The following is a 26,718-nucleotide window of genomic DNA, read 5'->3' as shown; positions in this document are numbered from 1 at the left end:
CAAATTTTAGTTTATCAGATTTTTATAAGTGGTTATTAGCAAGTATGACAAAAAAAAGTAAATTCATGTCGTGGCTCGGTTTTGGCAAGTCAGATAAAAAAGAAGCAGAGCAAAAAGCAGCCGCTGATAAACAACAAGCATTAGCGCAAGAAGAAGCGCAGAAGCTAGAGCAAGAAAAGCTTGCGCAGCAGGCTGAAACTGAACGCTTACAAGCAGAAGCCGAAGCAGAGCGCTTAGAGCAGGAGCGTATTGCTGCTGAACAAATTGAAGCTAAACGTTTAGAGCAAGAAAAGCTAGCACAGGAGCAAGCTGAAGCTGAACGTTTAAAAGCAGAGGCCGAAACAGAGCGCTTAGAGCAGGAGCGTATTGCTGCTGAAAAAATTGAAGCTAAACGTTCAGAGCAAGAAAAGCTAGCACAGGAGCAAGCTGAAGCTGAACGTTTAAAAGCAGAAGCCGAAACAGAGCGCTTAGAGCTGGAGCGTATTGCTTCTGAACAAATTGAAGCAAAACGTTTAGAGCAAGAGCGTGCTGAAAACGCAGAAAAGATTGCCATTGAGCAGGCCAATGCTGAATTACTTGCAAAACAACAAGCTGATGCAGAAGCGCAAAGACAAGAACACGCACAACGTTTAGCCGATCAAGAAACGCAGATGCTGTTAGAGCAAGAGCGATTGGCTGCAGAAAAAATAGAGGCTGAGCGACTAGAGCAAATACGCCTTGAAAAAAAGGATGAAGCTGTAAAGGCTGAAAAGCTTGCAATAGAGCAAGCGAATGCTGAGTTATTAGCAAAAGAACAAGCAGATGCTGAAGCACAAAGACAAGATCAAGCAAAACGTTTAGCAGAACAAGAAGCGCAAATGCGTTTAGAGCAAGAACGCATTGCTGCTGATAAAGCAGAAAGCGAGCGCTTAGAACAAGAACGTATTACTGCTGAGAAAGCTCAGAACGAGCGTTTAGAACAAGAACGTATTGCGGCTGAAAAAACTCAGAGTGAGCGTTTAGAGCAAGAACGCATTACTGCTGAAAAAGTAGAAAATGAGCGTTTAGAGCAAGAGCGCATTGCGGCTGAAAAAGCAGAAAACGAGCGTTTACAACAAGAGCGCATTGCAGCTGAAAAAGCAGAAAATGAACGTTTAGAGCAAGAGCGCATTGCTTTAGAAAAAGCAGAAAACGAACGTTTAGAGCAAGAGCGCATTGCAGCGGAAAAAGCAGAAAACGAGCGTTTAGAGCAAGAGCGCATTACTGCTGAAAAAGCAGAAAATGAGCGTTTAGAGCAAGAACGCATTGCAGAAGAACTTGCAATAGAAGAAGCTAAAAAAGCAGAAAAGCCGAAAAAAGAAGGGTTTTTCTCTCGTCTTAAAAAGGGCTTGTTAAAAACTCGCGTTAATATAGGTTCTGGTTTTGCATCTATTTTTAGTGGTAAAAAAATAGATGACGAATTATTTGAAGATCTTGAAACACAGCTGCTCACCGCCGATTTAGGCGTTGATACCACCATGAAGTTGATTGATAGCTTAACTGATGCTGCAAACCGTAAGCAGTTAAAAGATGGTGATGCGCTTTATGAGTTAATGAAACAAGAAATGGCGGCGATGCTAAAAACGGCTGAACAGCCTTTAGTAATTACCAAAGATAAAAAGCCATTTGTTATTTTAATGGTGGGCGTAAATGGCGTTGGTAAAACAACGACTATTGGTAAGATGGCTAAGCAATTTCAAAGCGAAGGTAAGTCGGTTATGCTGGCTGCTGGCGATACGTTTAGAGCGGCTGCTGTTGAGCAACTTCAGGTTTGGGGTGAACGTAACAGCATTCCTGTTATTGCACAGCATACGGGTGCAGATAGTGCATCGGTTGTTTTTGATGCATTCCAAGCTGCAAAAGCACGTAATATAGATGTGTTAATTGCAGATACAGCGGGTCGCTTGCAAAATAAAGATAACTTAATGCAGGAGCTTGAAAAAATAGCTCGTGTTATGAAAAAAATTGATCCTGATGCGCCGCACGAAGTGATGCTAACCATTGATGCTGGCACAGGTCAAAATGCAATTAGCCAAGTGAACTTATTTAATCAATGCGTTGGCTTAACTGGTATTACGCTTTCAAAACTTGATGGAACTGCAAAGGGTGGTGTTATTTTTGCGGTTGCAGATAAGTTTAATATTCCAATTCGTTACATTGGTGTTGGTGAAGGTATTGATGATTTACGCGCTTTTAAAAGCGATGACTTTATTGATGCGTTATTTAGCCAAGATGAGGACGACGTTTAATTTACCAAAAGAGGGAGCTTGCTCCCTTTTTAATTGCGAGGAATACCAATTTTATTAGTAAACTAATTGAATTGGCATAATAAAAAAATGATAAATTTTCAGCAAGTAAGTAAGACTTATCCTGGAGGGCACCGCGCCCTCGAAAAAGTTAATTTTCATGTTAAACCGGGTGAACTTGCCTTTTTAACCGGCCACAGTGGTGCGGGTAAAAGTACGTTGCTTAAGTTAATTAGCTTAATGGAACGTCCATCGGCAGGCAGTGTATTTATCAACGGTGTTGATTTAAATAAAGTAAACTCGCGTCAAATTCCTTATGCTCGCCGTGATATAGGTATTATTTTTCAAAACCACCGTTTACTAGAGCGCTATACTATTTTTGATAACGTGGCACTGCCTCTTATTATTGAGGGTACTCACCATAAGCAAATAGCTAAACGTGTTCATGGTGCGCTTGATAAAGTAGGCCTGATAGACAAAATAAAATGTCATCCGTCTATGCTCTCTGGAGGCGAGCAGCAACGTGTTGGTATTGCCAGAGCAATCGTAAATTCCCCGCCAATTCTGTTAGCCGATGAGCCTACAGGTAACCTAGACCCTGAGCTTTCAATGGAAATCCTAAAGCTGTTTGAGGACTTTAATAAACACGGCACCACTGTTCTTATAGCGACGCATGACTTAGGTTTGGTTGCACGTATGAAGTACCGCAGTCTAACCTTAAAAGATGGCCGCATGCTTCAAGATCCGCTCGCTGAGGGAGCACTATGAGTTTACTTTTTAAAAGTCGTCAAAATAGTAACGACAAGCAAAAAAAATCAGTATTAGCTGGCAGCTATTTTTTCATTATTAATATTTTTCGCCAAGGTGTTCATAGCTTAGGTGAAATGTGGCGTACGCCGCTTGCATCTATGATGACTATTGCTGTACTTGGTTTGAGCCTAACGTTACCTGCAACACTTTATCTCGTTGTTAAAAACGTACAGCAAGTAAGTAGTGGTTTTGAAGAAGCGAGTGAAATATCGTTGTTTGTAAAAGAAAGTATGAACGAGCAAGAAACGCAAACATTAGTAAAGCGTTTAGCACTTTATCCAGAAGTGGAAAGCGTTGAATTTATATCAAAGCAAAAAGCACTAACAGAATTTAAAGACGTATCTGGCTTTGGGCAAGCTTTAGAGTACTTAGATAAAAACCCATTACCTGATGTGGTACTTGTTACTCCTACAAAACGTCACAGACACCCAAATGCCGCTAAAGTACTGCTAACTAAATTAGAAAGTGAACGTGAAGTTGATTTTGGTAAGCTCGATATAGCGTGGCTAGAGCGTTTAAATGCATTACTAGATTTACTGAAAGAAAGTGTAATAACCATCGCATTATTACTGCTTACCTCAGTGACGCTTATTATTGGTAACACCATCCGTTTGTCGATCATGGATAAAAAAGAAGAAATACAAGTAATGAAGCTAGTCGGCGCAACTAACACCTTTATACATGCCCCATTTTTGTGGACCGGTATTTGGTATGGTGTAATAGGTGGTTTATTCGCCTTTATATGCGTAGGATTAATGATGTGGTGGCTTTCAAGCGCTGTGAGTAGTGTAGCGGGGGTGTATCAAACAAGCTTCTCGTTAATTGGATTATCGCTTAATGAGCTCGGCTTTTTAGTGTTACTTGCAACAAGCTTAGGATTTGTAGGCTCGTACCTTTCTGTAAATCGATATATTAAAGAAATAGAACCCGATAAAGTATAAACAATCCTGCAAACTATAAGTGAACCAACCCAGCTTGATATGCGTATCGTACCGAACTGGGTTGTACCTCCTGTTATTAAAACTGTCATATTTATGTACTATCCTCCCATGAAGTAATGAGTTGTAAATAAGGTGATGCAGCGAGGTTAACCTGCTGCAGCCCCTCAATTCATCACTTATTCAGTCGCTTGTAGTAGACTAAACACATACTAAAAACTGCTTGATTTATACTTTAAAAAAGTTTTAAATTGGGGTTAGCACTCTTAAAGAAAGAGTGCTAAGATAGTTTCAAATGTTTATCACCGAGGTGAAAAATGAGTAAAGATTTATACGCAATGGCACTTACAGTCGGACAACAAAGCGCAAGCATGGACGGTTACCTTCAAGCGGTAAGCACTATTCCTATGCTTAAAGTTGAACAAGAGCAAGAACTTGCTAAAAAGCTTCAGGAAGAAGGTGATCTTAGTGCTGCCAAGCAACTCATTATGTCGCATTTACGCTTTGTAGCACATATTGCTAAAGGCTACTCGGGATACGGCTTACCACAAGCTGACCTTATTCAAGAAGGTAATATAGGCCTGATGAAAGCGGTTAAACGTTTTGACCCTACAGTGGGTGTACGTTTAGTATCGTTTGCAGTGCATTGGATTAAAGCCGAAATTCACGAGTTTGTGCTTAAAAATTGGCGCATAGTTAAAGTTGCAACCACTAAAGCGCAACGTAAATTGTTTTTTAATCTTCGTAAAAACAAAAAGCGTTTAGGTTGGTTTAATCAAGCTGAGGTTAGTACCGTTGCTAGCGAGCTAGGTGTGAGTGAAAAAGAAGTACGTGAAATGGAATCGCGCATGAGCGGCCAAGACATGGGCTTTGACCTAACGGGCGACGATAACGACGACGCACCAACAAGCACGTACTCTCCAGTACAATATTTAACAGATGGCGCAGCTGATTTAGCTGACGACGTTGAACAAGAACAGTGGAAAGAGCAAGCGCATACTCGTTTATTTAGCGCACTTAAAACACTAGACGAACGTTCACAAGATATTGTTAGCGCACGTTGGTTGTCGGATGATAAAGCGACTCTTCAAGAGCTTGCACAAAAGTACAGTGTATCTGCTGAACGTGTTCGCCAGCTTGAAAAAACAGCGATGAAAAAGTTACAAAGCGCTATGAGCTAATATTGCTCAAGCAGCAAATTTAAAAGCCCTGCATGAAAATGCGGGGCTTTTTTGTTTTATGAAGACCAAATAACTAAAAAATAAGGGAAGATTAACCTTAAATACCATCAATTAAATAGATAAAGATAAATATGAAAGCACATGTATTGAGGAAAAATGAGACCCAATACCACTTTGTGTATTTTTCTTCTATTTCATCCTTATCACAGTCTATCTGAAGGTTATCTTTAGTTTTCCCTGCTTGGCAGTGAGAATGAAGGAAATAAAGAGAAATTAAGTAACCAATAAACATTGTAAAGCTAAATGCAGAATATTTGTTATTGCTTTCAACAGTATTTACAAACATCCATATACAATTAAAGCCAGTAACACTTGCAGAAATAATGGCGTTAACGCACATTAGCATAAGAGGGTAGCCTGATCCTTTCCTACAAAAGTATATATAAATGCGTCCAAATACTGATGCAAGTGAACCTTCAAGTAAGAAGAATAAACAAGCAACAAATACCAAGTCGACACTAATTCTAATGGGTATTAAGTTATATCCAAAAATAATAGTAGGAACTGCATAGAAGGTATTTATTATTGCTATGATACTCGCAATTGAGCCCACAAATGAAATAGGTTGATTCCTTGCTTCAGCAATAATTGTTTTTAACAATTGATATCCCTAAATTATGGTTTGAGGTTACAAGCTTTAATAGCTGAGGTGCAGCTAGTGTTTTTATTATGAATAATTATATCATTTAATAGTTTAAATTATATTAACTTAAATACCTCACGACTAAGTCTGGACACTCATCATCTCATCGAGCACTAATCCCTTTACCCTCAGCCTGCGCTAACTGAATGTATTTACGCTCAACCAGCTGCGAAACCGGCACGAGCTCAAAACCTTGCTTAGTTAGCTCGGGTAAGGCATGACGTAAAAATTCGATTGTTTCTGGGTAGGGGTGAGCAATTGCAATAGCAGAATTATGGATGGTGGCTAGTTGTTTTAATTCTTCAAGCCTTAGCTGCAGTTGTTCTGGTGTAGTTATATTATCTAAAAACACTTGGCGACTAATATTGGCAACACCTAAAAAGTTAGCAGCATTTTGTGCTTGGCTTAAATCGGTTGTGCGGCTATCTAAAAAATATAAATGGCGCTTTTTAAGCACTTCCATTGTCCACTTCATAGCTTGGCTTTGCTGCGTAAGTGCTGAGCCCATGTGGTTATTAACGCCTTTAACTTGCGGCAAACTGGCGAGAGCTGTTCCTAAAGTTTGCTGAAGCTGCTCTTTATTCATATTTAAAGTGAGCGCGCCAGGTCCTAGTTCTTTACCACTAAGAGCCTGCATAGGTACATGAAGTAATAGTTCTTTATTTGATTGACTGGCAAGCGTTGCAAAAATTTGCGAATAAGGGGTATGGGGCAAAATTGAATATGACAATTGCCCTGGTAAGGAAAGGAACTCTAAGTCCCGTTGATGATAGCCTATGTCGTCTATCACTATTGCTATTTGCTTAGCGCTAATTGTTGCTGAGCTAAAACAAATAGCTAATATTAGCCATTTTATTATTTTCACGTTTATAGTTTTTATTATCTTTTTAGCTTTATTTATACAGCTTATACAAGCTATTGCATGCTGAGTAATTGTTTTGCTTTAACTAGCTGTAAATCGGCTAAGTTACTCGAGAGTAATTGCGCGTTACTGTTAGCGTGTTCATTTTTTATTATAACGGCTTTATTACTTTGTGAAAGGGTTGTTTGATTAACAGCCACATCGGGGGTTATTCCTATCCCATCAATCGACTTTCCTAGCGGCGTAAAATATTTAGCAGTAGTGAGCTTTAATGCAGTGTTGCCGTCACCTAGCGGAATGAGCGATTGTACAGAACCCTTCCCAAAAGACTGACTGCCAACAACGGTTGCTCGTTTATTATCTTTAAGTGCTGCTGCAAGTATTTCGGCTGCAGAGGCTGAGTTTTCATTTATAAGTACAACAATGGGGGCATTTTTTAGAATGTCTCCACGCTTTGCATAAAATGCTTGGTTGGCATCGTAAAAACGTCCTTTAGTAGTCACTATAGTGCCACTTTGTAAAAATAGGTCTGATACCGCTACTGCGCTTTGTAATGTACCCCCTGGGTTATCACGTAAATCAATTACTAAGCCTTTAAGTGGGTAACCAAAGTGGCTTTGCAGGGCAGCAACTTGCAGAGCAACCTCATGTAATGTGTGGTTAGAGAAGTTATTGATAGCTATATAACCAGTACCAAAATCTAGAAGTTCGCTTGTTACGCTTTCGAGGTTTATTTGGCGGCGTGCTACATGAAACGTGAGTGGGTTTTTATTGTTATCACGACTTATAATTAGGTCTATATTTGAAAATTTACTGTCTCTTATTAGTGTTGCTACTTCATCGATTGTAAGGTTTTGGGCTGCTTGGTTGTTTACACTTACAATAATATCGCCTGGCAAAATACCCGCTGCTTTTGCGGGGGAGTTATTAACCACATTAACAATAGTCATATTCTCGTCGATATTTTTAACCTCAATACCGATACCGGTGTAACGTCCATTTGTGTTATCAAATAATGAGGTTAGTTCGTGCTCATTTAAGTACTTAGAGTAAGAGTCGAGCTTTGAATATAAACGCTCAAACTGTTGGCTATTATATTTAATGTGGTGGCTATTTTGTAAGGTGAGATCTTCAACATAGTAGGCATGAATGTTAAAGAGTATTTCGTCTATTTGTTGTCTTTTAAGATCTTTAATCGAGCTTGCTAGTGCGTTACTAGAAAAAGCGATTAAGGTTAGTAATACAAGCAAATACAGACTTATATAAAAGCCTGTATTTTTTTGATCAATGGTAGTTACTACAGTTTTTTTAGTTGTCATCAGCTGCTCCAGAGCGGTGCAGCGATTTATTTAATTAAATGCGTTTGCACCATTTTACAGGATTTACTGCGCGTCCTTTGTGGCGTATTTCAAAGTATAGACCAGAACTAGCTTGTCCGCCGCTTTGGCCAACTAAAGCAAGGGTTTCGCCTTCGCGTACCATGTCGCCTACATCTCTTAGCAGTGTTTGGGCATGACCATATAGGCTCATAAAACCTTCACCATGGTCTACAACAATTACCCAGCCATAGCCCTTAAGCCAATCGGCGAATACAACTTGACCATTATGTACACTATTAATATTAGTGCCTTCTTTTGCACCAATTAATACGCCTTTCCAATCAATACCACCATGTTTACGTTGACCGAATGTGTGCTCTAACTTGCCTTTGCTCGGCCAATCTAATTTGCCCTTGCTTTTATTTAGGCCGAGTAATTCAATTTTTTGTGTTTTTTCTTTTTCGAGTTCTTCAATTGTTGTTACTAACGTTTGTTGGTTTTCTTTTAAATAATTTATTGAGCTTTTGGTGCTGTTGAGCTGAGCTTGTAAATTTTTAAGATTAGCTTGGCGTTCACTTTGCGCATTAAGCAATGCAGTTTGGCGCCTTTTTTGCTCATCATACAAAAGCTCTAGCTTTTCTTGAGTTTTAACAAGTTCTTCTTGGTTTTGTGCTATTTGTTGTTGAAGGTTTTTTAGATCTTCAATTTGTTCAATACGGGCTTTATTTAAGTAGTTGTAATAACTTAGTGTGCGCTCAAATTTTGCGGTGTCTTCTTGGTTTAACAGCATTTTAGAATAGTCGTCGCCACCCGCCATGTAGGCACTTTTGAGCTGCGCGGCTAAGACTTTTTGAAACTGAGTATGCTTTTTATCGAGCTCATCGGCTTTATTTTGTAGCTCTTTTTGCTGTGTTTTTGTTTCTCTTACTGATTGTTCTGCCATGTTAAGTGCTTTAGCATTTTTAGCTATATCGAGTTCATGGCTTTTGAGGTTTTTTTGTAGTGACGCTATTTTTTTTCTTTGGGCGTTATACTCAGCTTGGCTTTGCTCAAGTGCATTTTGAACTTCTGATAAGTCTTTTTTAGTACGATCTTCATTAGCAACTGCAGATGCAGTCACTAATGAAGTGAGTATTAAACCGCACTTAATTAACCGGTTAATACGTCTATTCATGCGTTATTTCAACATCATGATAGGCGTACCAGTCATTTCGTTTGGCTGCTCCATGCCCATTAAGTGAAGCATGGTAGGGGCTACATCGCTTAATGCTTTACCTTGCATTGGCTCTGCATCGCGACCCACATAAATAAAATGTACCGGTTCGCTAGTGTGAGCTGTATGGGCTTGGCCTGTTTTAAGGTCTGCCATCTGCTCAGCATTACCATGATCAGCTGTTATTAGTGCTTCACCACCAAACTCTTCAAGTGCATCAACAACACGTCCAATACAGCTATCTACCGCTTCACAGGCCTTAACTGCAGCGTCAAACACGCCAGAGTGACCTACCATGTCGCCATTAGGATAGTTACAAATAATAGCATCGTATTTTCCACTTTTAATTGCTGCTACTAACTTGTCGGTTAACATTTCTGAGTTCATTTCAGGTTGTAAGTCGTAAGTTGCTACTTGCGGCGAAGGAATTAGTTCGCGTGTTTCGCCTTCAAATTCGCTTTCGCGCCCGCCACTAAAGAAAAATGTAACGTGTGCGTACTTTTCGGTTTCTGAAATACGAAGCTGTGTTTTGTTATTTTTTTCAAACCACTCACCAAGTACATTTACTAACGGTGTTGAACCAAAGGCAACAGGGGCATCTATATCAGCTGCGTACTCTGTCATCATTACAAATGCGCTAAGTTTTGGTGTTCTTTTTCTTGCGAATCCATCAAAGTCAGGCTCAACAAAAGCGCGAGTAATTTCGCGGGCTCTGTCTGCTCTAAAGTTGGCAAAAATTAGAGTGTCGCCATCGTTAATTTCGGCTGGCTCTGCACCTGTTGGTGTAATAGTTGTAGCAGCTACAAACTCATCGTTTTCGTCGCGCTCGTAGGCTGCATTAAGTGCCTCTACGCCGTTATCAAAATTAAAGTCGCCTTCGGCTAGAGCTATTACATTGTAAGCTTTTTCTACTCGGTTCCAACGGTTGTCTCTGTCCATTGCGTAGTAACGGCCAATAAGTGACGCTAAACGACCACATTTAAGTTCGCTAAACAATGCTTCAATACGTTCGATTGATGCTTTAGCGCTACGTGGAGGTGTGTCGCGGCCATCTAAAAAGCCATGAAAGTAAACTTCTTTAGCGCCACGTTTTGCAGCCAGTTTTATACTAGCAACAATGTGATCTTCGTGACTATGTACGCCACCTGGGCTTAAAAGTCCCATAATATGAACGGCTTTGCCTGCTTTTACTGCTTTATCTATGTTTTCAACTAAGGCTGGTGTTGAATCAAATTCGCCATCGTTAATTGCTTTGGTGATACGAGTAAAATCTTGATAAACAATGCGACCAGCACCTAAGTTCACATGGCCAACTTCTGAGTTACCCATTTGACCATCAGGAAGACCCACATCTAAACCCGAAGCTGATATTAATGTGTGTGGCCGTGTGGCCCATAAATTGTCTAATACCGGTGTGTTAGCTGCAAGAATAGCATTACTTTGCGTATCTTCGCGGTATCCCCAACCGTCTAAAATCATTAATACCAGTGGTTTTTTATGCTCTGTCATAATAGCTCCTGAAAATTAGTATCTGTTGATGGATACTGTGCACCTAAAAGGTTTATTAGCGTGGTTTTAGCATACCGTGTTTTTAAGCTAGGATCAGCATTGAAAACAAGATATTAATTTTTTTCACTTACTTTATATATGGGGGGCTTTATCGTTTTTTAAACGCTTCTAAGTACTCCTAAACTCGCATTTTAGGTTGGTTTGGGTATACTTGCGTGGCTAAAGTACAAAATCCTTAAAACATCACGTTTTAAAACATAATTTCATAGTGGAAGTAGAATGGATCAATATATTGAATTTATTACAAATCATCCCATTTTAAGCCTTGCTTGGGTTGGTATTGTTTTCCTTATTGTTAGTGGCTGGATAAAAAGTAAGTTTTCAGCTGTTCGTCAAATAAATCCTCAGCAGCTTACGTTACTTATAAACCGTGATGACGGCCAAGTAATCGATATACGTGCACAAAAAGAGTTTAATGCAGGACGTATTTCTGGCGCTGAGCACTTAAGCCCAGAGAATGCGAAAAAATCTGACTTTTCAAGCCTTGAAAAGTACAAGACTAAACCCATTATAGTTGTATGTACTACAGGTATGACTGCCCAAGGTACTGCAGCCGCTATGAGTAAAGCTGGTTTTGAACGAGTTTATTTATTAGCAGGTGGCATGGGTGCGTGGCAATCTGCCAGCTTACCAACTACAACAGGTCGCTAATCAGTTTAGCTTGGCCGATAGAGGATTTATTATGAGTAATGTTGTTTTATACACCAAGGCGTATTGTCCATTTTGTCAGCGTGCTCTTTCGCTTTTAAATAGCAAAGGCGTTGAATACACTAATTATGATATTGGTGTACAACCAGAGCTACGTGCTGAAATGATTACTAAAGCTGGTGGCGCAAGCACAGTACCGCAAATATTTATTAATGATGAACATATCGGTGGCTGCGACGACATGATGGCTATTGAAGCGCAAGGTAAACTTGACGCTAAGTTAAACGCTTAATTTAATTATAATAACGAACAAGTTAGGAATAACAATGAACGAAGAAAATCAAAACGTAGCAGCTGCAGAAGCCGGTGCACAATTTACTATTCAACGTATTTACACTAAAGATGTATCGTTTGAAACGCCAAACTCTCCGGCCATTTTTCAAAAAGAATGGACGCCAGAAGTTAAGCTAGACCTAGATACACGCTCTAACAAACTAGACGAAGGTGTATTTGAAGTTGTTTTAGCACTAACTGTAACTGCTTCTCTTGGTGAAGAAACTGCGTTCTTATGTGAAATTCAACAAGCAGGTATTTTTACTATTGCTGAAGTTGAAGAAGTGCAACTTGCGCACATGCTTGGTGCATTTTGTCCTAACGTGTTGTTCCCATATGCACGTGAAGCTGTTTCAAATCTTGTTAACCGTGGTACTTTTCCACAGCTTAACCTTGCGCCAGTTAACTTTGACGCACTGTTTGCACAATACATGCAACAACGTACTGCGCAAGCTGACCAGGTTACAGCAGACGCATAACCTATGAGTACAGCAACTACAGCTGTTACTGTATTAGGGGCGGGGTCTTACGGCACCGCCCTTGCTATTTGTTTAGCCCGAAATGGTCACCACGTGACACTTTGGGGAAGAAATAGCGACGACGTTGCCACGCTTGCAGCTGAGCGGAAAAATCAACGTTACTTACCTGATGCTCCTTTCCCAGACACTCTTACTCTTGAAGCTAACTTACTAAATGCCGTTGCTAGCAGCGCTATTGTACTTGTTGTTGTACCAAGCCATGCTTTTGGCGACACACTTGCGCAAATTAAACCGGCATTGCAAAAGGGTGCTAAAGTTGCGTGGGCAACGAAAGGGCTCGAGCCAAATACTGGGCGCTTGTTGCAAGAAGTGGCTTTGCAAGAATTGGGTGATGATATTCCACTTGCCGTACTTTCGGGCCCTACATTTGCAAAAGAAATGGCGATGGGCTCACCTACAGCTATTTCAGTGTCTTCTACGTCGCCTGAATTTGCTCAGGAGCTAGCTGATTTACTTCATTGTGGCCGCTCATTCCGCGTGTATAACAATGATGATTTTATTGGTATACAGCTCGGTGGTGCGGTTAAGAATGTAATTGCCATTGGTGCCGGTATTTCGGACGGTGTTGGTTTTGGTGCTAATGCGCGTACTGCGCTGATCACTCGAGGTCTTGCTGAATTAACGCGATTAGGCTGTGCTTTGGGCGCAAAACCAGAAACTTTTATGGGAATGGCGGGTCTTGGTGATTTAATACTCACCTGTACCGACAATCAATCTCGTAATCGTCGATTTGGTTTAGCACTAGGTAAAGGCGAAAGTGTAGATGCTGCTATTGAGTCTATTGGCCAAGTAGTTGAAGGCTTTAGAAATACCAAAGAAGTATATTTACTCGCGCAGCGCAGCGGTGTTGAAATGCCGATTACTGAGCAAATTTATAAAGTGCTTTATGAAAATAAAGACATGAAAGAAGCAGCAATGGCGCTATTAGGCCGAGAGCAGCGTTCTGAATAAATTTATACAAAGTATACTAAAACTAAAAAACCGACGTTATGTCGGTTTTTTGTTCTTTGTTGCTTGGTATAAGGTGCTTATTGCGCGTTAGGAAAGCCCAACTGGCGCCACGACTCGTAAACAAACACGGCTACTGCGTTTGATAAGTTCATGCTGCGGCTATTGGCTTGCATAGGAATACGTACACGCTGCTCTTTTGGCAGTGCTTGGATCATATCATCAGGCAGGCCGCGGGTTTCAGGTCCAAAAACTAGGCAATCGCCGGCTTCGTAGCTAGCTTCGTGGTGAAATTGGCTACCTTTGGTTGTACATGCATATATTTTTTTAGGCTTACACTTCTCAAGATAATCTTCAAATGAGGCATGGCGTTGAACATGGCTAAATTCGTGGTAATCAAGGCCAGCACGCTTTACTCGTTTGTCGTCCCATTCAAAACCTAACGGCTCAATTAAATGCAGTGCATAGCCCGTATTTGCGCACAGACGAATAATATTACCTGTATTAGGTGGAATTTCAGGTTGGTATAAAACAATATCCAGCATAGTGAGCCTTTTAAATAATCTGTAGTTTAACGATTTTCAGTATACACGAAACCCTTCAAAAAAATGATATACTCATACTATTGAGTACTCCTAATTATCGGATTAAAACGTGCATAACCGTAGCTACGAATTTTGGGTTAAAACTTCCAGCATTGTTACCATGGTAATGGTTAGTTTAATGATTGGCGCAAAAACATGGGCGTGGCTTGCTTCGGGCTCGGCCTCAATGCTTGGCTCGTTAACAGATTCGTTAATGGATATAACAGCCACTGCTATGAGCTTTTTAGTTTTAGGTTACGCACTGCGCCCAGCAGATGACGATCACCGATTTGGACACGGTAAAGCCGAAGCACTTGCAGGACTTGGACAAGCCGCGTTTATTGCAGGCTCAGGTTGCCTACTTGCTTTTCATAGTATTGAGCGTTTATTTAATCCTATACAGTTAAGCCATTCTTTATTAGGTGTATGGGTAAGTATTTTTGCTATTGCGTGTACGCTGGTGATTGTATTTGTGCAAAATAAAGTAGTTAAATACACCGATTCAATTGCTATTAAAGCCGACTCAGTACATTACAAAGGCGACTTAATATTAAATGCCGCTGTGCTATTAGCTATCTTGTTAGCTTATTATGGTGTGTTGTATGCCGATCCGGTTTTTGCGATAGGTGTAGCGGGTTATTTACTTTATAACAGCTGGGATATTGCTCGCGATAGCGCCGATCATTTAATGGATAAAGAACTGCCAGATGATGAAAAGCAAAGCATATTTGATATAGCCAGAGCCCATGCAGATGTACACGGCGTGCATGACATTCGTACTCGCCAAGGCGGAAAAGTTAAGTTTATCCAAATGCACTTAGAGCTTGATGATCATTTAAGTTTAATACGTGCTCATAACGTAGCTGATGAAGTGGAGTCAATGCTTAAAGAACGTTTTGAATCTGAGGTAGATATACTGATCCACCTCGACCCTTTATCGGTACTTGCTAAGCCGTCACCGACTCACAAAACTGATACAAACTTTTAAGCAATGGCTGGCGTATTTCATCACGTTCAAAAAATAGCTCGTGTTTAGCGCCTTCAAAGCTTTTAAGTACAGTGTTTACGTGCCTGTTTGCTAATTTATATTGGGCATTGTTATCGACTACTTCGTCGTTTTGCGCACTGGCAATATAAAGTGGAATAGTCACGCTTAAATTATCCACCGAGGTTATAAATGCAAACGTCGCATTTAGCCAGCCGTAAGTAACACCACCGAGCTGTAGTAATGGCTCTTCTTTATATGTTTGCCTAAATAACTCGTAACGCACTGGACTGCTGGTTAATACATTTGTAGCAAACTCATCAGGTATATAATCGGTTTGCCCTAGCGCGTAGTTGTCTTTTTGACCTAAAAGAGTAGCGGTACCTGCTATTAATTTAGCTAAAGGTTTTGGTGTGTTTTTTGTATAAATATCAAGCATGGGCGCTGATAAAAACGCGCCACTAAAATTGTGTTCAAAATGCGCAAGGTAATCAAAAGCAATAGCGCCGCCCATAGAATGGCTCACTAACACTTTTTTGCCCTGCCAATAAGTATCCACAACTTGTTTATTAAATAAGTTTAGATCGGCACTGTAATCGTTAAATTGATTAACGTGGCCTTTATGCTTATTTATTAAGTGGCGATAAGAGCGGCCTTGTCCTTGGTGATCGGCTATGAATATGGCAAAATTATTGTTATACAGCTCCCATAACAACTCTTTATATTTATCTAACCCTTCAAGGCGCCCAGAGCTTATTACAATGGCATTTTTGGCTTTATCTGGTATGGCATAAGCATAAAATAATTGCCCGTTAGGTGTATCTAAATAAGCTTTAATTAGCGTGTTTTTATAAAAGTTATTAATTGTTATTTGATTACTCTTAAGCTCACGCTCACTACTATAAAACATGCTTTACTCTTTTATTAATGGCAAGGTTATATTAGCACACAAGCCACCTAGTTCTTTATTTGATAATACTAAACTGCCGCCATGCGCAGTAATAGCATTTTTAGCAATCGCAAGACCTAACCCCGTGCCACCACTTACGCGATCCCGCGCATCTGACTGTCTAAAAAAGGGCTCGCAAAGCTTGCTCAGTTGATCATCTGGCACACCAGAGCCATCGTCACATATTTCTATATAAATGGCATCAGCATGCTTTAGAGTAATACTAATCGTATTATTTGCGTATTTAATGGCGTTGCGAAGTAGGTTTTCAAGCGCACTGGCAATAAGGCCTTCGTCGCAATTAATGTTTACGTCTACAGCGCCCACTATATTTAGCTGCTTATTATTTTGTTTTGCTTCAAACTGCGCATCGTTAATAACGTGATCTACAATTATTTGTAATGATTGTTTTTGCAGTGAAAGCGCTTGGCTTTTTGCTTCTAAGCGAGAAACTTGAAGCACGTCGGCAATCATCTTATCGAGCTGGTTTGCTTCTTTTTCTATGCGTAATAAATACGATTGGCTAGCGTCGTTAGCTTGCATTTGTGCAAGCCCGGTAGCCATTTTTAAACGTGTAAGAGGCGATCGTAATTCATGTGATATGTCGGCTAATAAGCGTTTTTGTGAGCTGATTAAAAGCTCTAACTGATTAGCCATGCTGTTAAAATCTCGCCCTAGTATTCCTAGCTCATCTTTTCGGTTTACAGAAATGTCGGCTCTTGCGCTTAGGTTACCCGCTGATAGTTTAATTGCCGCTTTTTTAAGACTATTTATAGGGGCTATTAAGTTCCGGCTAAATACAAAGCTTAAAATAAGAGAGGCAACAATTGCGATGACTATTTTCATCCAATTAGGCATAAGCTTAAAGCGCATTATTAGCGGTGGTTGATGGTTAATATCTATTTCGTAAAGATAAAAACTCCCTTCAGGCACGTTTATATTAACAGGGCCGAAGGCTTGATATTTTTCAGTGAAAATAATTTGCGGTGACATATTTTGAGTGAAGTTTAATAAACTTAAATCGATGCTCTCTGGCACCTCTTTACTACTAAGAGAGTCCTCGCTTTGAGCTGCGCTTAAGTATAAAAGTTTACGCTTTGATAGGCGAGGGTGTACTAATACTTCGCTTAGGCTGCGCTTATGTTTAATAGCAGTGCGCTCAATACTTTTGGCGGTGTATATTAGGTTTTTTTTCATCGGGCCATAAAGTGGCTCGTTAGATACCGCATTAATAGCGGTTATATTACTTAAAAATATAAGCGCTGCTACGGTGCCGATTATAGTTAACCAAAACCAAATAAATACTTTAAAAAACAGGTAGTGCCCAGGATGTTTTAACCAAGCAAAGTAAGTGCTTTTATTCGCCTTGGATAAAGACATAACCCGTACCTCGCATTGTTTTAATTCGCTCACCTGGAATATGCTCAGCTATTTTTTTACGGATATTACTTACATGCATATCGATAGAGCGATCAAAAGAAGCTAAACGCCTGCCTAGTACTTCTTCGCTAATTTGCTCTTTACTAACAACTTCGCCTGCATTTTTACACAATAGCGTGAGTATTTCGTACTCTGTACCGGTAAGGGTTAGTGTAGAGCCGTCGATTGAGGCCTCTCGCGCTGCAAGGTTAACAGTAATACCATTAACGAGTAACTTACTCGTTGTAGCTGCATTTAAGCTATTAATGTGCTCTATACGGCGTGTTATCGCTTTTACGCGGGCTAGTAATTCACGATGATTAAAAGGCTTTGGAATATAATCATCGGCGCCTAGCTCTAGGCCAAAAATACGGTCAAAGTCTTCACCTTTTGCAGTAAGCATTATGACCGGTGTGAGTTTTGTTTGCCTAAGTTGTTTAAGTACTTCAAAACCATCAAGCGTTGGTAACATTACATCTAGCAATATAAGGGCGTAGTCATTTGCTTGTGCTAGTTTAAGGCCCTGCTCACCGTCGTGTACGCTTTGTATTTCAAACCCTTGGGCAGTTAAATACTCACTTAATAGCTCGCAAAGACCAGTATCGTCATCAATCATTAATAGTTTCATTTACAAACCCTTAGAGTTGTTTATAGCGTTATTTTACCCGCTAAATAGTGCAAAGGTGAATCTTTACACAACCTTTACACTGCTTTGCGTTACTTTGCATTGAGTTAGGTATAGTTAACTCACTGGCTTAGCAGCCACAACCAACCCAATATTAAGGTAATGATTATGACTAAATTAAACACACTTTCAAAATTAGTACTTATCTGTGGCTTAGCAACAGCAACGCTTGGTGCTGGTAGCGTATTAGCTAAAGGCGACGGACATAAACAAGGCCATTCTCAAGCTCGTTTTTTACTTTCTGAACGCGGCGTTGAAAAATTAAGCTTAACAGATGAGCAGCAAACTAAGCTAAAGGCTATTTTTGAAGCGCAAAAAACACAAATGAAAGCGTTGCGTGGCGACGATAAAGAAGCCCGTAAAGCGATGCGTGAAGCGCACAAAGCTAAAATGGATGCGTTACTTTCGGCTGCAACATTTGACGAAAATGCAGCAAAAGAGCTATTAAATGAACGCCGCGAAAAAGGTGAGCAATTTGGTTTAATTAAACTAAAAACGCAACACCAAGTAATGCAGGTACTTAACGCTGAGCAAAAAGAGAAATTTGCTAAAATGCAAAAGCGTATGAATAAAAAGCACCGTAAACAAAAAAGTTAATTATACTTTTTGTAAATACTAAAAAACCAGCTTAATGCTGGTTTTTGCTTTTATACCAATTCGCTTAATTAAGTGATCTATTTTGAGGGAAGAAAATCGTGTCGATAACAAGGCAAAAATTTCGTTATTTAGTTGTTCTATATCAGAAATTTTTAACGCAGTTAACGTCAGATTTAACCCCTCAAATTGATTAAGTATTATTGCGGATTGGTATTAGGGCATAATGAAGATAAATTACTTAAAAAAGTCATCTTCATTTTTAGCCAGCATAGCTTCAATATCTTCAATCATGTCTTGGCTAAACTCTTCTGCGGACGTGATTGGTGCAGAAATTCTGTTATTTTCAAACGACCATTCACCTAAATCAATTAGCTGACAGCGTTTTGAGCAAAAAGGACGAAATGGGCTTTGCTCTGACCATTCAACTTTAGTTTTACAGGTTGGGCAGTTTACAATAGTAGGCATAATTTACTCTTTACAATCTTTTTCTGCATTTTACATTACTTAGATATGAGTCTCTAGGTATAAGTAAGGCTCTGAATTTAGTGTTCAGAACCTTGTCACTTTTACTATGGACCTTTAAAAATTAGTCACGCGGTTAATTTCACCAAGGGATGTAAGACCATCGGCTGCTTTGCGTAAACCCGATAAACGTAAATTATTAAATCCGGCTTTAAGTGAAACGTCAGCTATTTCAAGCGAGTTACCACCGCGCATAATAATTTGGGCAATTTCAGGGGTAATTTGCATTACTTCGTAAATACCCACTCGGCCTTTATAACCATCGGTACAACTATCACACCCTTTAGGCGTATATAACGTCATTTCTTCAATTTGCTTGGCGCTAAATCCTTGGCGAGCCAGTTCTTCACTCGGAAGTTGTTCTGGCGCTTTACATTTAGGGCATAAACGACGTGCTAAACGCTGGGCTATAATTAAGCTGATAGAACTTGCTACGTTATAAGCCGGCACACCCATATTTAATAAACGGGTGATTGTTTCCGGTGCTGAGTTTGTATGCAATGTTGATAAAACCAAGTGACCTGTTTGCGCCGCTTTTATTGATATTTCTGCGGTTTCTAGGTCACGTATTTCACCTACCATAACTACATCAGGATCTTGACGTAAAAATGCACGCAGTGCGTTGGCAAAAGTCATATCGGCTTTAATATTAATTTGTACTTGGTTTACACCTTCAAGGTTAATCTCAACCGGATCCTCCGCAGTACTAATATTGCGCTCTGGCTGGTTTAATATATTTAAACCTGTGTATAGCGATACTGTTTTACCAGAACCCGTTGGCCCTGTTACAAGTATCATCCCTTGAGGCTGGGCAAGTGCATCCATATAGAGCTTTTTCTGCTCAGGCTCATAGCCTAATACATCAATGCCTAACATAGCGCTTGATGAATCAAGGATACGCATTACTATTTTTTCGCCCCACAAGGTAGGCATGGTACTTACACGAAAGTCGATACTTTTGCGTTCAGTGATTTTTAGTTTTATACGACCATCTTGTGGTTTGCGTTTTTCGGCAATATCGAGTCTCGACATTACTTTAATACGCGCAGAAAGCTTGGTTGCTAATGTATTAGGTGGGCTTGCAACTTCATGCAAAATGCCATCAATACGAAAGCGAATACGGTACTTGTGCTCGTATGGTTCAAAATGTAAATCAGAGGCGCCTTTTTTAATGGCATCCATTAAAATTTTGTTGATGTATACGATGATAGGCGCATCATCTTTGTCGTCATCTTGTGGTGCTGTATCTCTTTGGCTTTCTGAATCTAAGTCAGCAAATTCTTGAAACTCGTCATCAGTTAGATTTAAGCTGCCAGTGGCATCTAGTAATTGCTCGATTTTGGTATCGAGTTGAATATAATCAACAACAACAATTTCGCATGAAAGACCGGTACTAAACTCAAAGTTTTCGAATGCGCCGTAATCTGTTGGGTCTGATGCTGCTATATAAACTTTTCGATCTTTTTGAACAAGTGGCAAAATGTGATGTTTACGTATAAGTTTTTCTTTTACGAGATCGGCTGGGATTTTTGTAGGATCGAAGTCTTTTAAATCAAAATAAGGTACGCGAAACAAATCAATACATTGTTCAGCTAAATCTTTACTATCGATTTTTCCACATTTAGAAATAAGCTCAGCTGTTGAGGCAAATTCATTTTGTTTGTTTTTAACCGTGTCGGCATCAATGCGGCCAAGGGTTATAAATTTTCTCAATAACGGTGAGTTAATATTCATTGCGCACCTGTTTTATTCCTTCAATAGTAAGCAATTTATCAGAAAAAAGAAGGGGATTACATCACCTTTCATTCTTTGTTGTGATTTTACTAACTAAAATACGAGTTTGTGTGAGTTAGGACAGTGTTAATGTGAGTTAGTTTTGTTGTGTAATGCATATTGTAGGTACTTTTTATGAAGATCAACAAGTTCTATATGCACTAGGTTTAAACTACGGTCATTATTTAAAATATCATCTGCTTTTTGTTGTTTATCGGCACGTGACATTTGCGAGGCAATAATACTTTTAACTTGCTCACTACTTGTGTTGTCACGTTTTACTGTACGCGCTATTTGTACTGAGGTTGGTACGTCAATAAGTAAGGTATGGTCGCAATATTTATCAAGGTTATTTTCAAACAATAAAGGCGCTACTAAAACAGCATAAGGGCTAGTTGCATTATTTAAATCGTTTAGTATTTTTATCCGAATAAGAGGGTGCAGTAGTGAATTAAGCCATTCTTTGTCACTGTTGTTAGTAAATATTTTTGCACGTAGCTCTGCTCTATTTAATGTGCCATCTGGCAATAAAATATGCTCACCAAAGTGTTGGGTAATCGCTTTTAGACCTTTGCTGTTTGGCTCTACTACTTGACGCGCAATTATATCGGCATCAACTATTGTAATATCAAGCTCTTCAAACATATTACTAACGGCTGTTTTTCCACAGCCAATACCGCCAGTTAAACCTAATACCCAGCTGTTTACTTTAGTTATTTGCTCGCTCATTTTAATAACCAATTAAATTAAAATAAGCGCCTTGAATTTGGTTACCCCAAAGCATTGCAATCCAGCCCGCTATCGCTAAATAAGGCCCAAAAGGGATAGGGGTAGCTTTGTCTTTACCTTGTATGCTTAATAGTGCAATACCTATAATTGCACCTACTACGCTCGAAAGCAGAATAATAGTGAGTAATGACTGCCAGCCAAGCAAAGCACCAAATACAGCAAGCAGTTTAAAGTCGCCATAGCCCATGCCTTCTTTACCGGTTAATAACTTAAATAACCAAAACACGCTCCATAAGCTTAAATAACCACAAGCCGCGCCAATAATGGCATCGGTTGGTGTAATTGTGTAACCCAATACCGAGGCAATAAGTGCAAGCCATACAAGCGGTAATGTAAGCTGGTCTGGCAGTAACATGTGGTCAATATCAATAAAGGTTAGTGCTACTAAAATCCACGTTACAAAAATATATAAAAGGGCTTGCTCGGTCGCACCAAAGCTATAAGCAACAACTAAACTTAATATGGCAGTAATTAGCTCTACAGCAGGGTATCGGGCCGAAATAGGATTACTGCAGCTTGCGCATTTACCTTTAAGTGCTAACCAACTAATAATAGGAATATTCTGCCAAGGTTTAATGGCAGTTTTACATTTAGGGCAGGTAGAGTTGGGTTTTACTAAGTTAAAAGGCTCGCTGATATTGGCTTGTTTAGGTTTATTCCCTGTAAGTTCATCTTCTAACAGTAGTCTGCATTCGCTTTGCCACTCACGTTGCATCATTAGCGGTAAGCGATAAATAACCACATTTAAAAAACTACCAATACATAAACTAATTAAGCCAACGGTGGTTAAGTAAAACCACAACTGGCTTTGCATTACTTCTATAATACTTTGCATCATATTACCTGAAAATTATTTTAAAAATTAAGCGTTTAAAAATTAAGTGAAGTATTTATCACAAAGAGAAGTGAAAGAGAGTAAATGAGAGGACATTAATAGCTATACCTTATCAAAAAGTAAGCCTTCTCTTTTATTTCCTGTGAATTGTTATTTTTGGTAATTAAATAACAGAGCCAAGTTGGAAAATAGGTAAGTACATAGCAACAATCAAGCCACCAACAAGTACACCGAGTACAGCCATAATAAGTGGCTCAAGCAGGCTAGAAAGGCCATCTACAGCATCATCAACTTCTTGCTCGTAAATAGTCGCTACTTTAGCAAGCATGCCGTCTAGCGAGCCAGACTCCTCACCAATCGCAACCATTTGTATTACCATATCAGGGAATATTTTTGAGTTACGCATTGCCCAGTTCATCTGATTACCAGAGCTTACCTCAACTTTTATATCTAAAATAGCGTAACGATATACTGCATTGCCGGAAGCCCCAGCGGCAGAGTCAAGTGCATCAACCAGCGGCACACCGGCAGCAAACGTAGTTGAAAGAGTCCTTGCATAGCGAGCAACAGCCGCTTTATTTAAAATCATGCCAATAACAGGCAGTTTTAGTATTGCTCTGTCGGTTGCATCTCTTAGTTTTAGGCTTCTGAGTTTTGCTTCTTTAAATGCGTATCCAAAAGCAAACATTCCAATAAGAATCATCCACCAATATGCTTGCATAAATTCTGATATACCAATTACAAATAATGTGAATGCAGGGAGTTCAGCTCCAAAACCAGCAAAAATTTCTTGAAACTGCGGTACTACAAATATTAATAATATTGAGGTAACAATACCTGCAATCACCAATACCGAAATAGGGTAAAACATCGCCTTTTTAATTTTTGACTTTAATGCTTCAGACTTTTCTTTATAAATAGCAACACGATCAAATATTCTATCAAGCGCACCTGACTGCTCACCTGATGCGACTAAATCACAATATAAATCATCAAAATAGCGAGGGTGTTTTCTAAGCGCTGTAGATAATGGCTGGCCCGCTTTTACTTCATCGGCAATAGTCTCCATTAGCTTAGCGACACTTTTATTGGTTGAGCCAGAACCAATCATTTCAATAGCTTGTATTAAAGGAACGCCGGCCATCAACATAGTCGCTATTTGGCGAGTCAATAAGGCTATATCTTTTGGGGTGATTTTTTGAACACTCTGAATGCCAAATAACGGTTTTGCTTTACGTTTGACTTTTGAGGGCGTAATGCCTTGTTTGCGAAGCTGGGCTTTTACTAATGATATACTATTGCCTGTAAGCTCCCCTTCAAGTTTTTTCCCTCGTGCACTTACACCTATCCACTGAAAAGTATCGAGGCCTTTATCTTGTTGTTTTTTTGCCATAAATAAAACTACCTAACAGTATTGGTAAATCAATTATAAGCTAACAAATTCAGTATGGTCATAATCACTTAAAAAAAAACGCTCAAATGAGCGTTTTAATGTATATCGTCTAGGATATATTAAGGAGTAACGGCTGTTGGGCAGCTTTTAGGTACAAGATCTGCGCCTGCTGTAGTTGTTACGGTCAAACAGCTCCATGCTCCAGCAGCTGTTCTCGTCCATGTCATTGTTGTTGCCGTACCTAGCTGAGAAGGTGCATTAATAACAGCACATTTAATCGCTGTTCCTGAAACAGTTATGTCGCAGTTTGCTGTTTTTGCTTGCAAACCCGCATCATCTATATCCGGTATTTCACCTGCATTAGCAGCAACTTCAAAGCCTGTCTTACCAGCAGATATTTCTGCCAAGCCGGCTGTTAATTTAGCTGATGCTTGATAGTTTGAGTAAGCAGGCAATGCAATTGCAGCAAGAATACCGATGATTGCTACTACAATCATTAATTCAATTAGGGTGAAACCCTGTTGTTTTTGAGTCATTGTTTTCATGTTTCCTCTCCTAAAGGATAGATTTTTGTAACTTAAATCACTTAAGCGGCAAAATGCCTCACTTAATTTAACTGATTTACTTTACAGTTTTACTTAAAATTAATTTTATTACACTTTAGCTTTAGAGTATGAAACACAAAAGCCGTATGTGAATTCATTATGTTTAGTACTAACTATAAAAGTTTACTAAGAGCACTACATGTTGTAGCAACAAATAGTATAGGCATAAAGTAAGTAGTTTAGTTGCTTTAGTTTTTAATTATGTCTTTAAAAAATAAAGGTACTAGTTATTTATGACTACCTTTTAAAATAAAATAGTACAACAGAATTAGTCTACCATTTTATTTTAGTATTTAGCACGTATCTTCTTATAAAAAAGCGATTTTATTTAACAAAATGTTACAAAGTAAGCCTTTCGGGTTATTTAATGCTTTTTTACTTAACTTGTCAATCGATTAGCGGTATTAATTGGCAGTTGCTGCTTTAAAATTGTTCAAAACGCATCGATAAATCGATTGATTGTAAGTTTTTTGTTAACGCTCCGCTTGATATAAAATCGACGCCGGCTTGTGAATAAGTTTTGAGCGTTTCTAGGGTCATATTGCCTGAAACCTCTAGTTTTGCACGTTTGTTGGTCAAAATTACAGCTTGTTTAATTTGCTCTACGCTAAAGTTGTCGAGCATAATTATGTCGGCACCAGCCTCAATCGCTTGCTTAAGTTCAGGGAGTGATTCGACTTCGACTTCGACTGGTTTGTTTGGGTGGTTTTGTTTAGCTTGAGCTACGGCTTTGTTTATTGTGCCGCAAGCTGCTATATGATTTTCTTTAATTAAAAAAGCGTCAAATAATCCAATACGATGGTTTGCACCCCCGCCACATTTTACTGCGTATTTTTGAAGAGCGCGCAGACCAGGTATGGTTTTGCGTGTATCGAGTAGTTGCGTAGTTGTACCACTTAACTCTTTTACGTAATGCGCTGTAGTAGTTGCTGTACCCGATAAGGTTTGCACAAAGTTAAGGGCAGTTCGTTCGGCAGTTAATATTGAACGAGCCGAGCCAATAGCGGTAAATAATGTGCTGTTTGCTTTAACTGCGTCGCCGTCGTTTATTAGTACATTAACTTTAACGCTTGGGTCTACTTGTTTGAATACTTCAAGGATGATGTCTTTTCCACAAAAAATGCAGTCTTCGCGGGTGATTACTTTTGCGTTGGCTTGCTCGCTCTGAGGGATAAGCTGCGCGGTAATATCGCCTGCTTGCGCGGTTTGATAATTTAGATCTTCGTCGAGTGCAAGAGTGACAAGTTGGCTAACTAAAGAGTGCGGGATAGACATAATAAAAGCTCATAAGCGTTAATAAATTAAGCAAATTTTACTATGTTTATAAAAGAAAGAGAAGCGATTGCCTTTTCGCCAATATAAAGATAAGCGCTTGTAGTAAATTCGCACCTACGTGTGGGTTTAAATTATCTGTAGGTGAGGTTTTATACCTCGTTTTTAATTTCAAAAGTTACGTTACATGAGCGGATGTAAATTCGCACCCACGTGTGGGTTTGAATTATCTGTAGGTGAGGTTTTATACCTCGCTTTTAATTTCAAAAGTTATGTTACATGAGCGGATGTAAATTCGTACCTACGTATGGGCTTGAATTATTTGTAGGTGAGGTTTTATACTTCGCTTGTTACTATCATTTTTTTAATAAATCCATTAGCATCAGTGCTATGTATATCTTGATATTTATATAATAAACGTATCATGAAAATAGATTTAAACGGTGTTTTAAGTACGGTAGCGCAGCGGCCTTGTTCGCATTTTGATGAGCGCCCTGATGAGGCTGATATTTCTTTATTGGTGATTCACAATATATCATTGCCAGCAGGGCAGTTTGGTACATCTTTCGTTGATGAGTTATTTATGGGTAGCATTGATTGCAATGCTCATCCGAGTTTTAGTGACTTAAATAATTTACGTGTATCGGCCCATTGCTTTATAAAGCGCACCGGTGAGGTTATACAATACGTGCCTTTTGAAAAGCGCGCTTGGCATGCAGGGCAATCCGAGTTTGAGGGGGTACCTGCTTGTAATAACTTTAGCATTGGCATTGAGCTTGAAGGTACCGACACCGCTCCATATTCTTTAGCACAGTACAAAACATTAACTATTATTAGTAAATCTATAATGCAACGCTATCCAAAAATTACCTCTTCGCGTATTGTTGGGCATTGCGATATTGCCCCTGGGCGTAAAACAGATCCTGGCAGTAGCTTTAATTGGCCATTGTTTTTTAATATGCTTGAACAACTAAGTTAAGAGA

General features: G+C 39.4%; 27 protein-coding genes. 11 read left to right on the top strand and 16 right to left on the bottom strand.

Annotated elements, in window-relative coordinates:
* Positions 1-44 precede the first annotated feature (44 nt).
* The 4 genes from ftsY to rpoH all read left to right on the top strand — a co-directional run bounded on the left by ftsY (position 45) and on the right by rpoH (position 5,193).
* A complete protein-coding gene (gene ftsY, locus I6F66_RS09200; RefSeq protein WP_165741274.1) occupies positions 45-2,267 on the top strand; it encodes a signal recognition particle-docking protein FtsY in 2,223 nt (740 codons plus the stop codon).
* Between the two features lie 87 nt (positions 2,268-2,354).
* Positions 2,355-3,032: a cell division ATP-binding protein FtsE gene (gene ftsE / locus I6F66_RS09195; protein ID WP_007582842.1), complete on the top strand. Its 678-nt coding sequence runs from the start codon at positions 2,355-2,357 to the stop codon at positions 3,030-3,032.
* Positions 3,029-4,015 (top strand): permease-like cell division protein FtsX, encoded by a 987-nt coding sequence (gene ftsX / locus I6F66_RS09190; protein WP_165727133.1) that lies wholly within the window; start codon positions 3,029-3,031, stop codon positions 4,013-4,015. Before ftsE ends, ftsX begins: the two co-directional genes overlap by 4 nt.
* Positions 4,016-4,329: 314 nt before the next feature.
* A complete protein-coding gene (gene rpoH, locus I6F66_RS09185) occupies positions 4,330-5,193 on the top strand; it encodes an RNA polymerase sigma factor RpoH (RefSeq protein ID WP_007582838.1) in 864 nt (287 codons plus the stop codon).
* A gap of 97 nt (positions 5,194-5,290) precedes the next feature.
* Here rpoH and I6F66_RS09180 read toward each other — a convergent pair whose 3' ends face one another.
* The 5 genes from I6F66_RS09180 to gpmM form a co-directional block, all read right to left on the bottom strand.
* Positions 5,291-5,854 (bottom strand): hypothetical protein, encoded by a 564-nt coding sequence (locus I6F66_RS09180; protein WP_165741842.1) that lies wholly within the window; start codon positions 5,852-5,854, stop codon positions 5,291-5,293.
* A gap of 145 nt (positions 5,855-5,999) precedes the next feature.
* Positions 6,000-6,761, bottom strand: coding sequence for a divergent polysaccharide deacetylase family protein (locus tag I6F66_RS09175; RefSeq protein WP_197140918.1), 762 nt, complete (start codon positions 6,759-6,761; stop codon positions 6,000-6,002).
* Positions 6,762-6,811: 50 nt separating this feature from the next.
* Positions 6,812-8,077, bottom strand: coding sequence for a S41 family peptidase (locus I6F66_RS09170; protein WP_165741838.1), 1,266 nt, complete (start codon positions 8,075-8,077; stop codon positions 6,812-6,814).
* A gap of 34 nt (positions 8,078-8,111) precedes the next feature.
* Positions 8,112-9,251 carry a murein hydrolase activator EnvC gene (locus I6F66_RS09165; protein ID WP_197140915.1) on the bottom strand — a complete coding sequence of 380 codons (1,140 nt, stop codon included), beginning with the start codon at positions 9,249-9,251 and terminating at the stop codon, positions 8,112-8,114.
* Between the two features lie 3 nt (positions 9,252-9,254).
* Positions 9,255-10,799: a 2,3-bisphosphoglycerate-independent phosphoglycerate mutase gene (gene gpmM, locus I6F66_RS09160; RefSeq protein WP_197140912.1), complete on the bottom strand. Its 1,545-nt coding sequence runs from the start codon at positions 10,797-10,799 to the stop codon at positions 9,255-9,257.
* 279 nt (positions 10,800-11,078) lie between these two features.
* On the opposite strand from gpmM, the gene I6F66_RS09155 reads away from it, so the two are divergent.
* The 4 genes from I6F66_RS09155 to gpsA are packed head-to-tail and all read left to right on the top strand — an operon-like array spanning position 11,079 to position 13,330.
* The gene (locus tag I6F66_RS09155; protein WP_007376037.1) at positions 11,079-11,510 is read left to right on the top strand and encodes a rhodanese-like domain-containing protein; all 432 of its coding nucleotides are present in this window, start codon (positions 11,079-11,081) and stop codon (positions 11,508-11,510) included.
* 31 nt (positions 11,511-11,541) lie between these two features.
* The gene (grxC, locus tag I6F66_RS09150) at positions 11,542-11,799 is read left to right on the top strand and encodes a glutaredoxin 3 (RefSeq protein WP_165740928.1); all 258 of its coding nucleotides are present in this window, start codon (positions 11,542-11,544) and stop codon (positions 11,797-11,799) included.
* 34 nt (positions 11,800-11,833) lie between these two features.
* On the top strand, positions 11,834-12,319 hold the full coding sequence (secB, locus tag I6F66_RS09145; protein ID WP_166420933.1) for a protein-export chaperone SecB: 486 nt from the start codon (positions 11,834-11,836) through the stop codon (positions 12,317-12,319).
* A gap of 3 nt (positions 12,320-12,322) precedes the next feature.
* On the top strand, positions 12,323-13,330 hold the full coding sequence (gene gpsA / locus I6F66_RS09140; RefSeq protein WP_197209136.1) for an NAD(P)H-dependent glycerol-3-phosphate dehydrogenase: 1,008 nt from the start codon (positions 12,323-12,325) through the stop codon (positions 13,328-13,330).
* 77 nt (positions 13,331-13,407) lie between these two features.
* On the opposite strand, the gene trmL is transcribed toward gpsA, so the two are convergent.
* On the bottom strand, positions 13,408-13,872 hold the full coding sequence (gene trmL, locus I6F66_RS09135) for a tRNA (uridine(34)/cytosine(34)/5-carboxymethylaminomethyluridine(34)-2'-O)-methyltransferase TrmL (protein ID WP_007582820.1): 465 nt from the start codon (positions 13,870-13,872) through the stop codon (positions 13,408-13,410).
* Positions 13,873-14,032: 160 nt separating this feature from the next.
* Here trmL and I6F66_RS09130 point away from each other — a divergent pair, with 160 nt between their 5' ends.
* On the top strand, positions 14,033-14,899 hold the full coding sequence (locus I6F66_RS09130) for a cation diffusion facilitator family transporter (RefSeq protein WP_197209139.1): 867 nt from the start codon (positions 14,033-14,035) through the stop codon (positions 14,897-14,899).
* On the opposite strand, the gene I6F66_RS09125 is transcribed toward I6F66_RS09130, so the two are convergent.
* Genes I6F66_RS09125 through I6F66_RS09115 form a run of 3 tightly spaced genes read right to left on the bottom strand, consistent with a single transcriptional unit; the run spans position 14,859 to position 17,892 of the window.
* Positions 14,859-15,806 carry an alpha/beta fold hydrolase gene (locus I6F66_RS09125; protein WP_197209135.1) on the bottom strand — a complete coding sequence of 316 codons (948 nt, stop codon included), beginning with the start codon at positions 15,804-15,806 and terminating at the stop codon, positions 14,859-14,861. The genes I6F66_RS09130 and I6F66_RS09125 overlap by 41 nt on opposite strands.
* Before the next feature lie 3 nt (positions 15,807-15,809).
* On the bottom strand, positions 15,810-17,225 hold the full coding sequence (locus tag I6F66_RS09120; RefSeq protein ID WP_024590618.1) for an ATP-binding protein: 1,416 nt from the start codon (positions 17,223-17,225) through the stop codon (positions 15,810-15,812).
* Positions 17,203-17,892 (bottom strand): response regulator, encoded by a 690-nt coding sequence (locus I6F66_RS09115; RefSeq protein WP_007586150.1) that lies wholly within the window; start codon positions 17,890-17,892, stop codon positions 17,203-17,205. The genes I6F66_RS09120 and I6F66_RS09115 overlap by 23 nt, the downstream gene beginning before the upstream one ends.
* Before the next feature lie 165 nt (positions 17,893-18,057).
* Between I6F66_RS09115 and I6F66_RS09110 the strand changes: the two genes are divergently transcribed.
* Positions 18,058-18,546: a Spy/CpxP family protein refolding chaperone gene (locus I6F66_RS09110; protein WP_197102096.1), complete on the top strand. Its 489-nt coding sequence runs from the start codon at positions 18,058-18,060 to the stop codon at positions 18,544-18,546.
* Between the two features lie 234 nt (positions 18,547-18,780).
* On the opposite strand, the gene yacG is transcribed toward I6F66_RS09110, so the two are convergent.
* The 7 genes from yacG to nadC form a co-directional block, all read right to left on the bottom strand.
* Positions 18,781-19,011, bottom strand: coding sequence for a DNA gyrase inhibitor YacG (gene yacG, locus I6F66_RS09105; RefSeq protein WP_007586146.1), 231 nt, complete (start codon positions 19,009-19,011; stop codon positions 18,781-18,783).
* 114 nt (positions 19,012-19,125) lie between these two features.
* A complete protein-coding gene (pilB, locus tag I6F66_RS09100) occupies positions 19,126-20,802 on the bottom strand; it encodes a type IV-A pilus assembly ATPase PilB (protein WP_197160317.1) in 1,677 nt (558 codons plus the stop codon).
* Between the two features lie 126 nt (positions 20,803-20,928).
* Positions 20,929-21,570, bottom strand: coding sequence for a dephospho-CoA kinase (coaE, locus tag I6F66_RS09095; RefSeq protein WP_197209134.1), 642 nt, complete (start codon positions 21,568-21,570; stop codon positions 20,929-20,931).
* Between the two features lies 1 nt (position 21,571).
* Positions 21,572-22,465, bottom strand: coding sequence for an A24 family peptidase (locus tag I6F66_RS09090; RefSeq protein ID WP_197119687.1), 894 nt, complete (start codon positions 22,463-22,465; stop codon positions 21,572-21,574).
* Positions 22,466-22,628: 163 nt separating this feature from the next.
* A complete protein-coding gene (locus tag I6F66_RS09085; protein ID WP_197209133.1) occupies positions 22,629-23,858 on the bottom strand; it encodes a type II secretion system F family protein in 1,230 nt (409 codons plus the stop codon).
* 119 nt (positions 23,859-23,977) lie between these two features.
* Positions 23,978-24,403, bottom strand: a complete 426-nt coding sequence (locus I6F66_RS09080) for a pilin (protein ID WP_197209132.1) — start codon at positions 24,401-24,403, stop codon at positions 23,978-23,980.
* 483 nt (positions 24,404-24,886) lie between these two features.
* Entirely contained in the window at positions 24,887-25,738 is an 852-nt protein-coding gene (gene nadC / locus I6F66_RS09075) for a carboxylating nicotinate-nucleotide diphosphorylase (protein WP_197209131.1), read from the bottom strand.
* Between the two features lie 421 nt (positions 25,739-26,159).
* Here nadC and ampD point away from each other — a divergent pair, with 421 nt between their 5' ends.
* Complete coding sequence (gene ampD, locus I6F66_RS09070; protein WP_197209130.1) at positions 26,160-26,714, top strand: 1,6-anhydro-N-acetylmuramyl-L-alanine amidase AmpD; 555 nt, start codon at positions 26,160-26,162, stop codon at positions 26,712-26,714.
* Positions 26,715-26,718 lie beyond the last annotated feature (4 nt).

Source organism: Pseudoalteromonas sp. NZS100_1, from assembly GCF_015864285.1.
GTDB classification, from domain to species: Bacteria; Pseudomonadota; Gammaproteobacteria; order Enterobacterales; family Alteromonadaceae; genus Pseudoalteromonas; species Pseudoalteromonas arctica.
This window is presented reverse-complemented; position numbering and strand designations above follow the sequence as displayed.

Bases quoted from the DNA above. Each gene is read 5' to 3' on its own strand.
- ftsY (WP_165741274.1), top strand. From the start codon at position 45: ATGACAAAAAAAAGTAAATTCATGTCGTGGCTCGGTTTTGGCAAGTCA.
- ftsE (WP_007582842.1), top strand. From the start codon at position 2,355: ATGATAAATTTTCAGCAAGTAAGTAAGACTTATCCTGGAGGGCACCGC.
- ftsX (WP_165727133.1), top strand. From the start codon at position 3,029: ATGAGTTTACTTTTTAAAAGTCGTCAAAATAGTAACGACAAGCAAAAA.
- rpoH (WP_007582838.1), top strand. From the start codon at position 4,330: ATGAGTAAAGATTTATACGCAATGGCACTTACAGTCGGACAACAAAGC.
- I6F66_RS09170 (WP_165741838.1), bottom strand. From the start codon at position 8,077: ATGACAACTAAAAAAACTGTAGTAACTACCATTGATCAAAAAAATACA.
- I6F66_RS09165 (WP_197140915.1), bottom strand. From the start codon at position 9,251: ATGAATAGACGTATTAACCGGTTAATTAAGTGCGGTTTAATACTCACT.
- gpmM (WP_197140912.1), bottom strand. From the start codon at position 10,799: ATGACAGAGCATAAAAAACCACTGGTATTAATGATTTTAGACGGTTGG.
- I6F66_RS09155 (WP_007376037.1), top strand. From the start codon at position 11,079: ATGGATCAATATATTGAATTTATTACAAATCATCCCATTTTAAGCCTT.
- grxC (WP_165740928.1), top strand. From the start codon at position 11,542: ATGAGTAATGTTGTTTTATACACCAAGGCGTATTGTCCATTTTGTCAG.
- secB (WP_166420933.1), top strand. From the start codon at position 11,834: ATGAACGAAGAAAATCAAAACGTAGCAGCTGCAGAAGCCGGTGCACAA.
- gpsA (WP_197209136.1), top strand. From the start codon at position 12,323: ATGAGTACAGCAACTACAGCTGTTACTGTATTAGGGGCGGGGTCTTAC.
- trmL (WP_007582820.1), bottom strand. From the start codon at position 13,872: ATGCTGGATATTGTTTTATACCAACCTGAAATTCCACCTAATACAGGT.
- I6F66_RS09130 (WP_197209139.1), top strand. From the start codon at position 14,033: ATGGTAATGGTTAGTTTAATGATTGGCGCAAAAACATGGGCGTGGCTT.
- I6F66_RS09125 (WP_197209135.1), bottom strand. From the start codon at position 15,806: ATGTTTTATAGTAGTGAGCGTGAGCTTAAGAGTAATCAAATAACAATT.
- I6F66_RS09120 (WP_024590618.1), bottom strand. From the start codon at position 17,225: ATGTCTTTATCCAAGGCGAATAAAAGCACTTACTTTGCTTGGTTAAAA.
- I6F66_RS09115 (WP_007586150.1), bottom strand. From the start codon at position 17,892: ATGAAACTATTAATGATTGATGACGATACTGGTCTTTGCGAGCTATTA.
- I6F66_RS09110 (WP_197102096.1), top strand. From the start codon at position 18,058: ATGACTAAATTAAACACACTTTCAAAATTAGTACTTATCTGTGGCTTA.
- yacG (WP_007586146.1), bottom strand. From the start codon at position 19,011: ATGCCTACTATTGTAAACTGCCCAACCTGTAAAACTAAAGTTGAATGG.
- pilB (WP_197160317.1), bottom strand. From the start codon at position 20,802: ATGAATATTAACTCACCGTTATTGAGAAAATTTATAACCCTTGGCCGC.
- coaE (WP_197209134.1), bottom strand. From the start codon at position 21,570: ATGAGCGAGCAAATAACTAAAGTAAACAGCTGGGTATTAGGTTTAACT.
- I6F66_RS09090 (WP_197119687.1), bottom strand. From the start codon at position 22,465: ATGCAAAGTATTATAGAAGTAATGCAAAGCCAGTTGTGGTTTTACTTA.
- I6F66_RS09085 (WP_197209133.1), bottom strand. From the start codon at position 23,858: ATGGCAAAAAAACAACAAGATAAAGGCCTCGATACTTTTCAGTGGATA.
- I6F66_RS09080 (WP_197209132.1), bottom strand. From the start codon at position 24,403: ATGAAAACAATGACTCAAAAACAACAGGGTTTCACCCTAATTGAATTA.
- nadC (WP_197209131.1), bottom strand. From the start codon at position 25,738: ATGTCTATCCCGCACTCTTTAGTTAGCCAACTTGTCACTCTTGCACTC.
- ampD (WP_197209130.1), top strand. From the start codon at position 26,160: ATGAAAATAGATTTAAACGGTGTTTTAAGTACGGTAGCGCAGCGGCCT.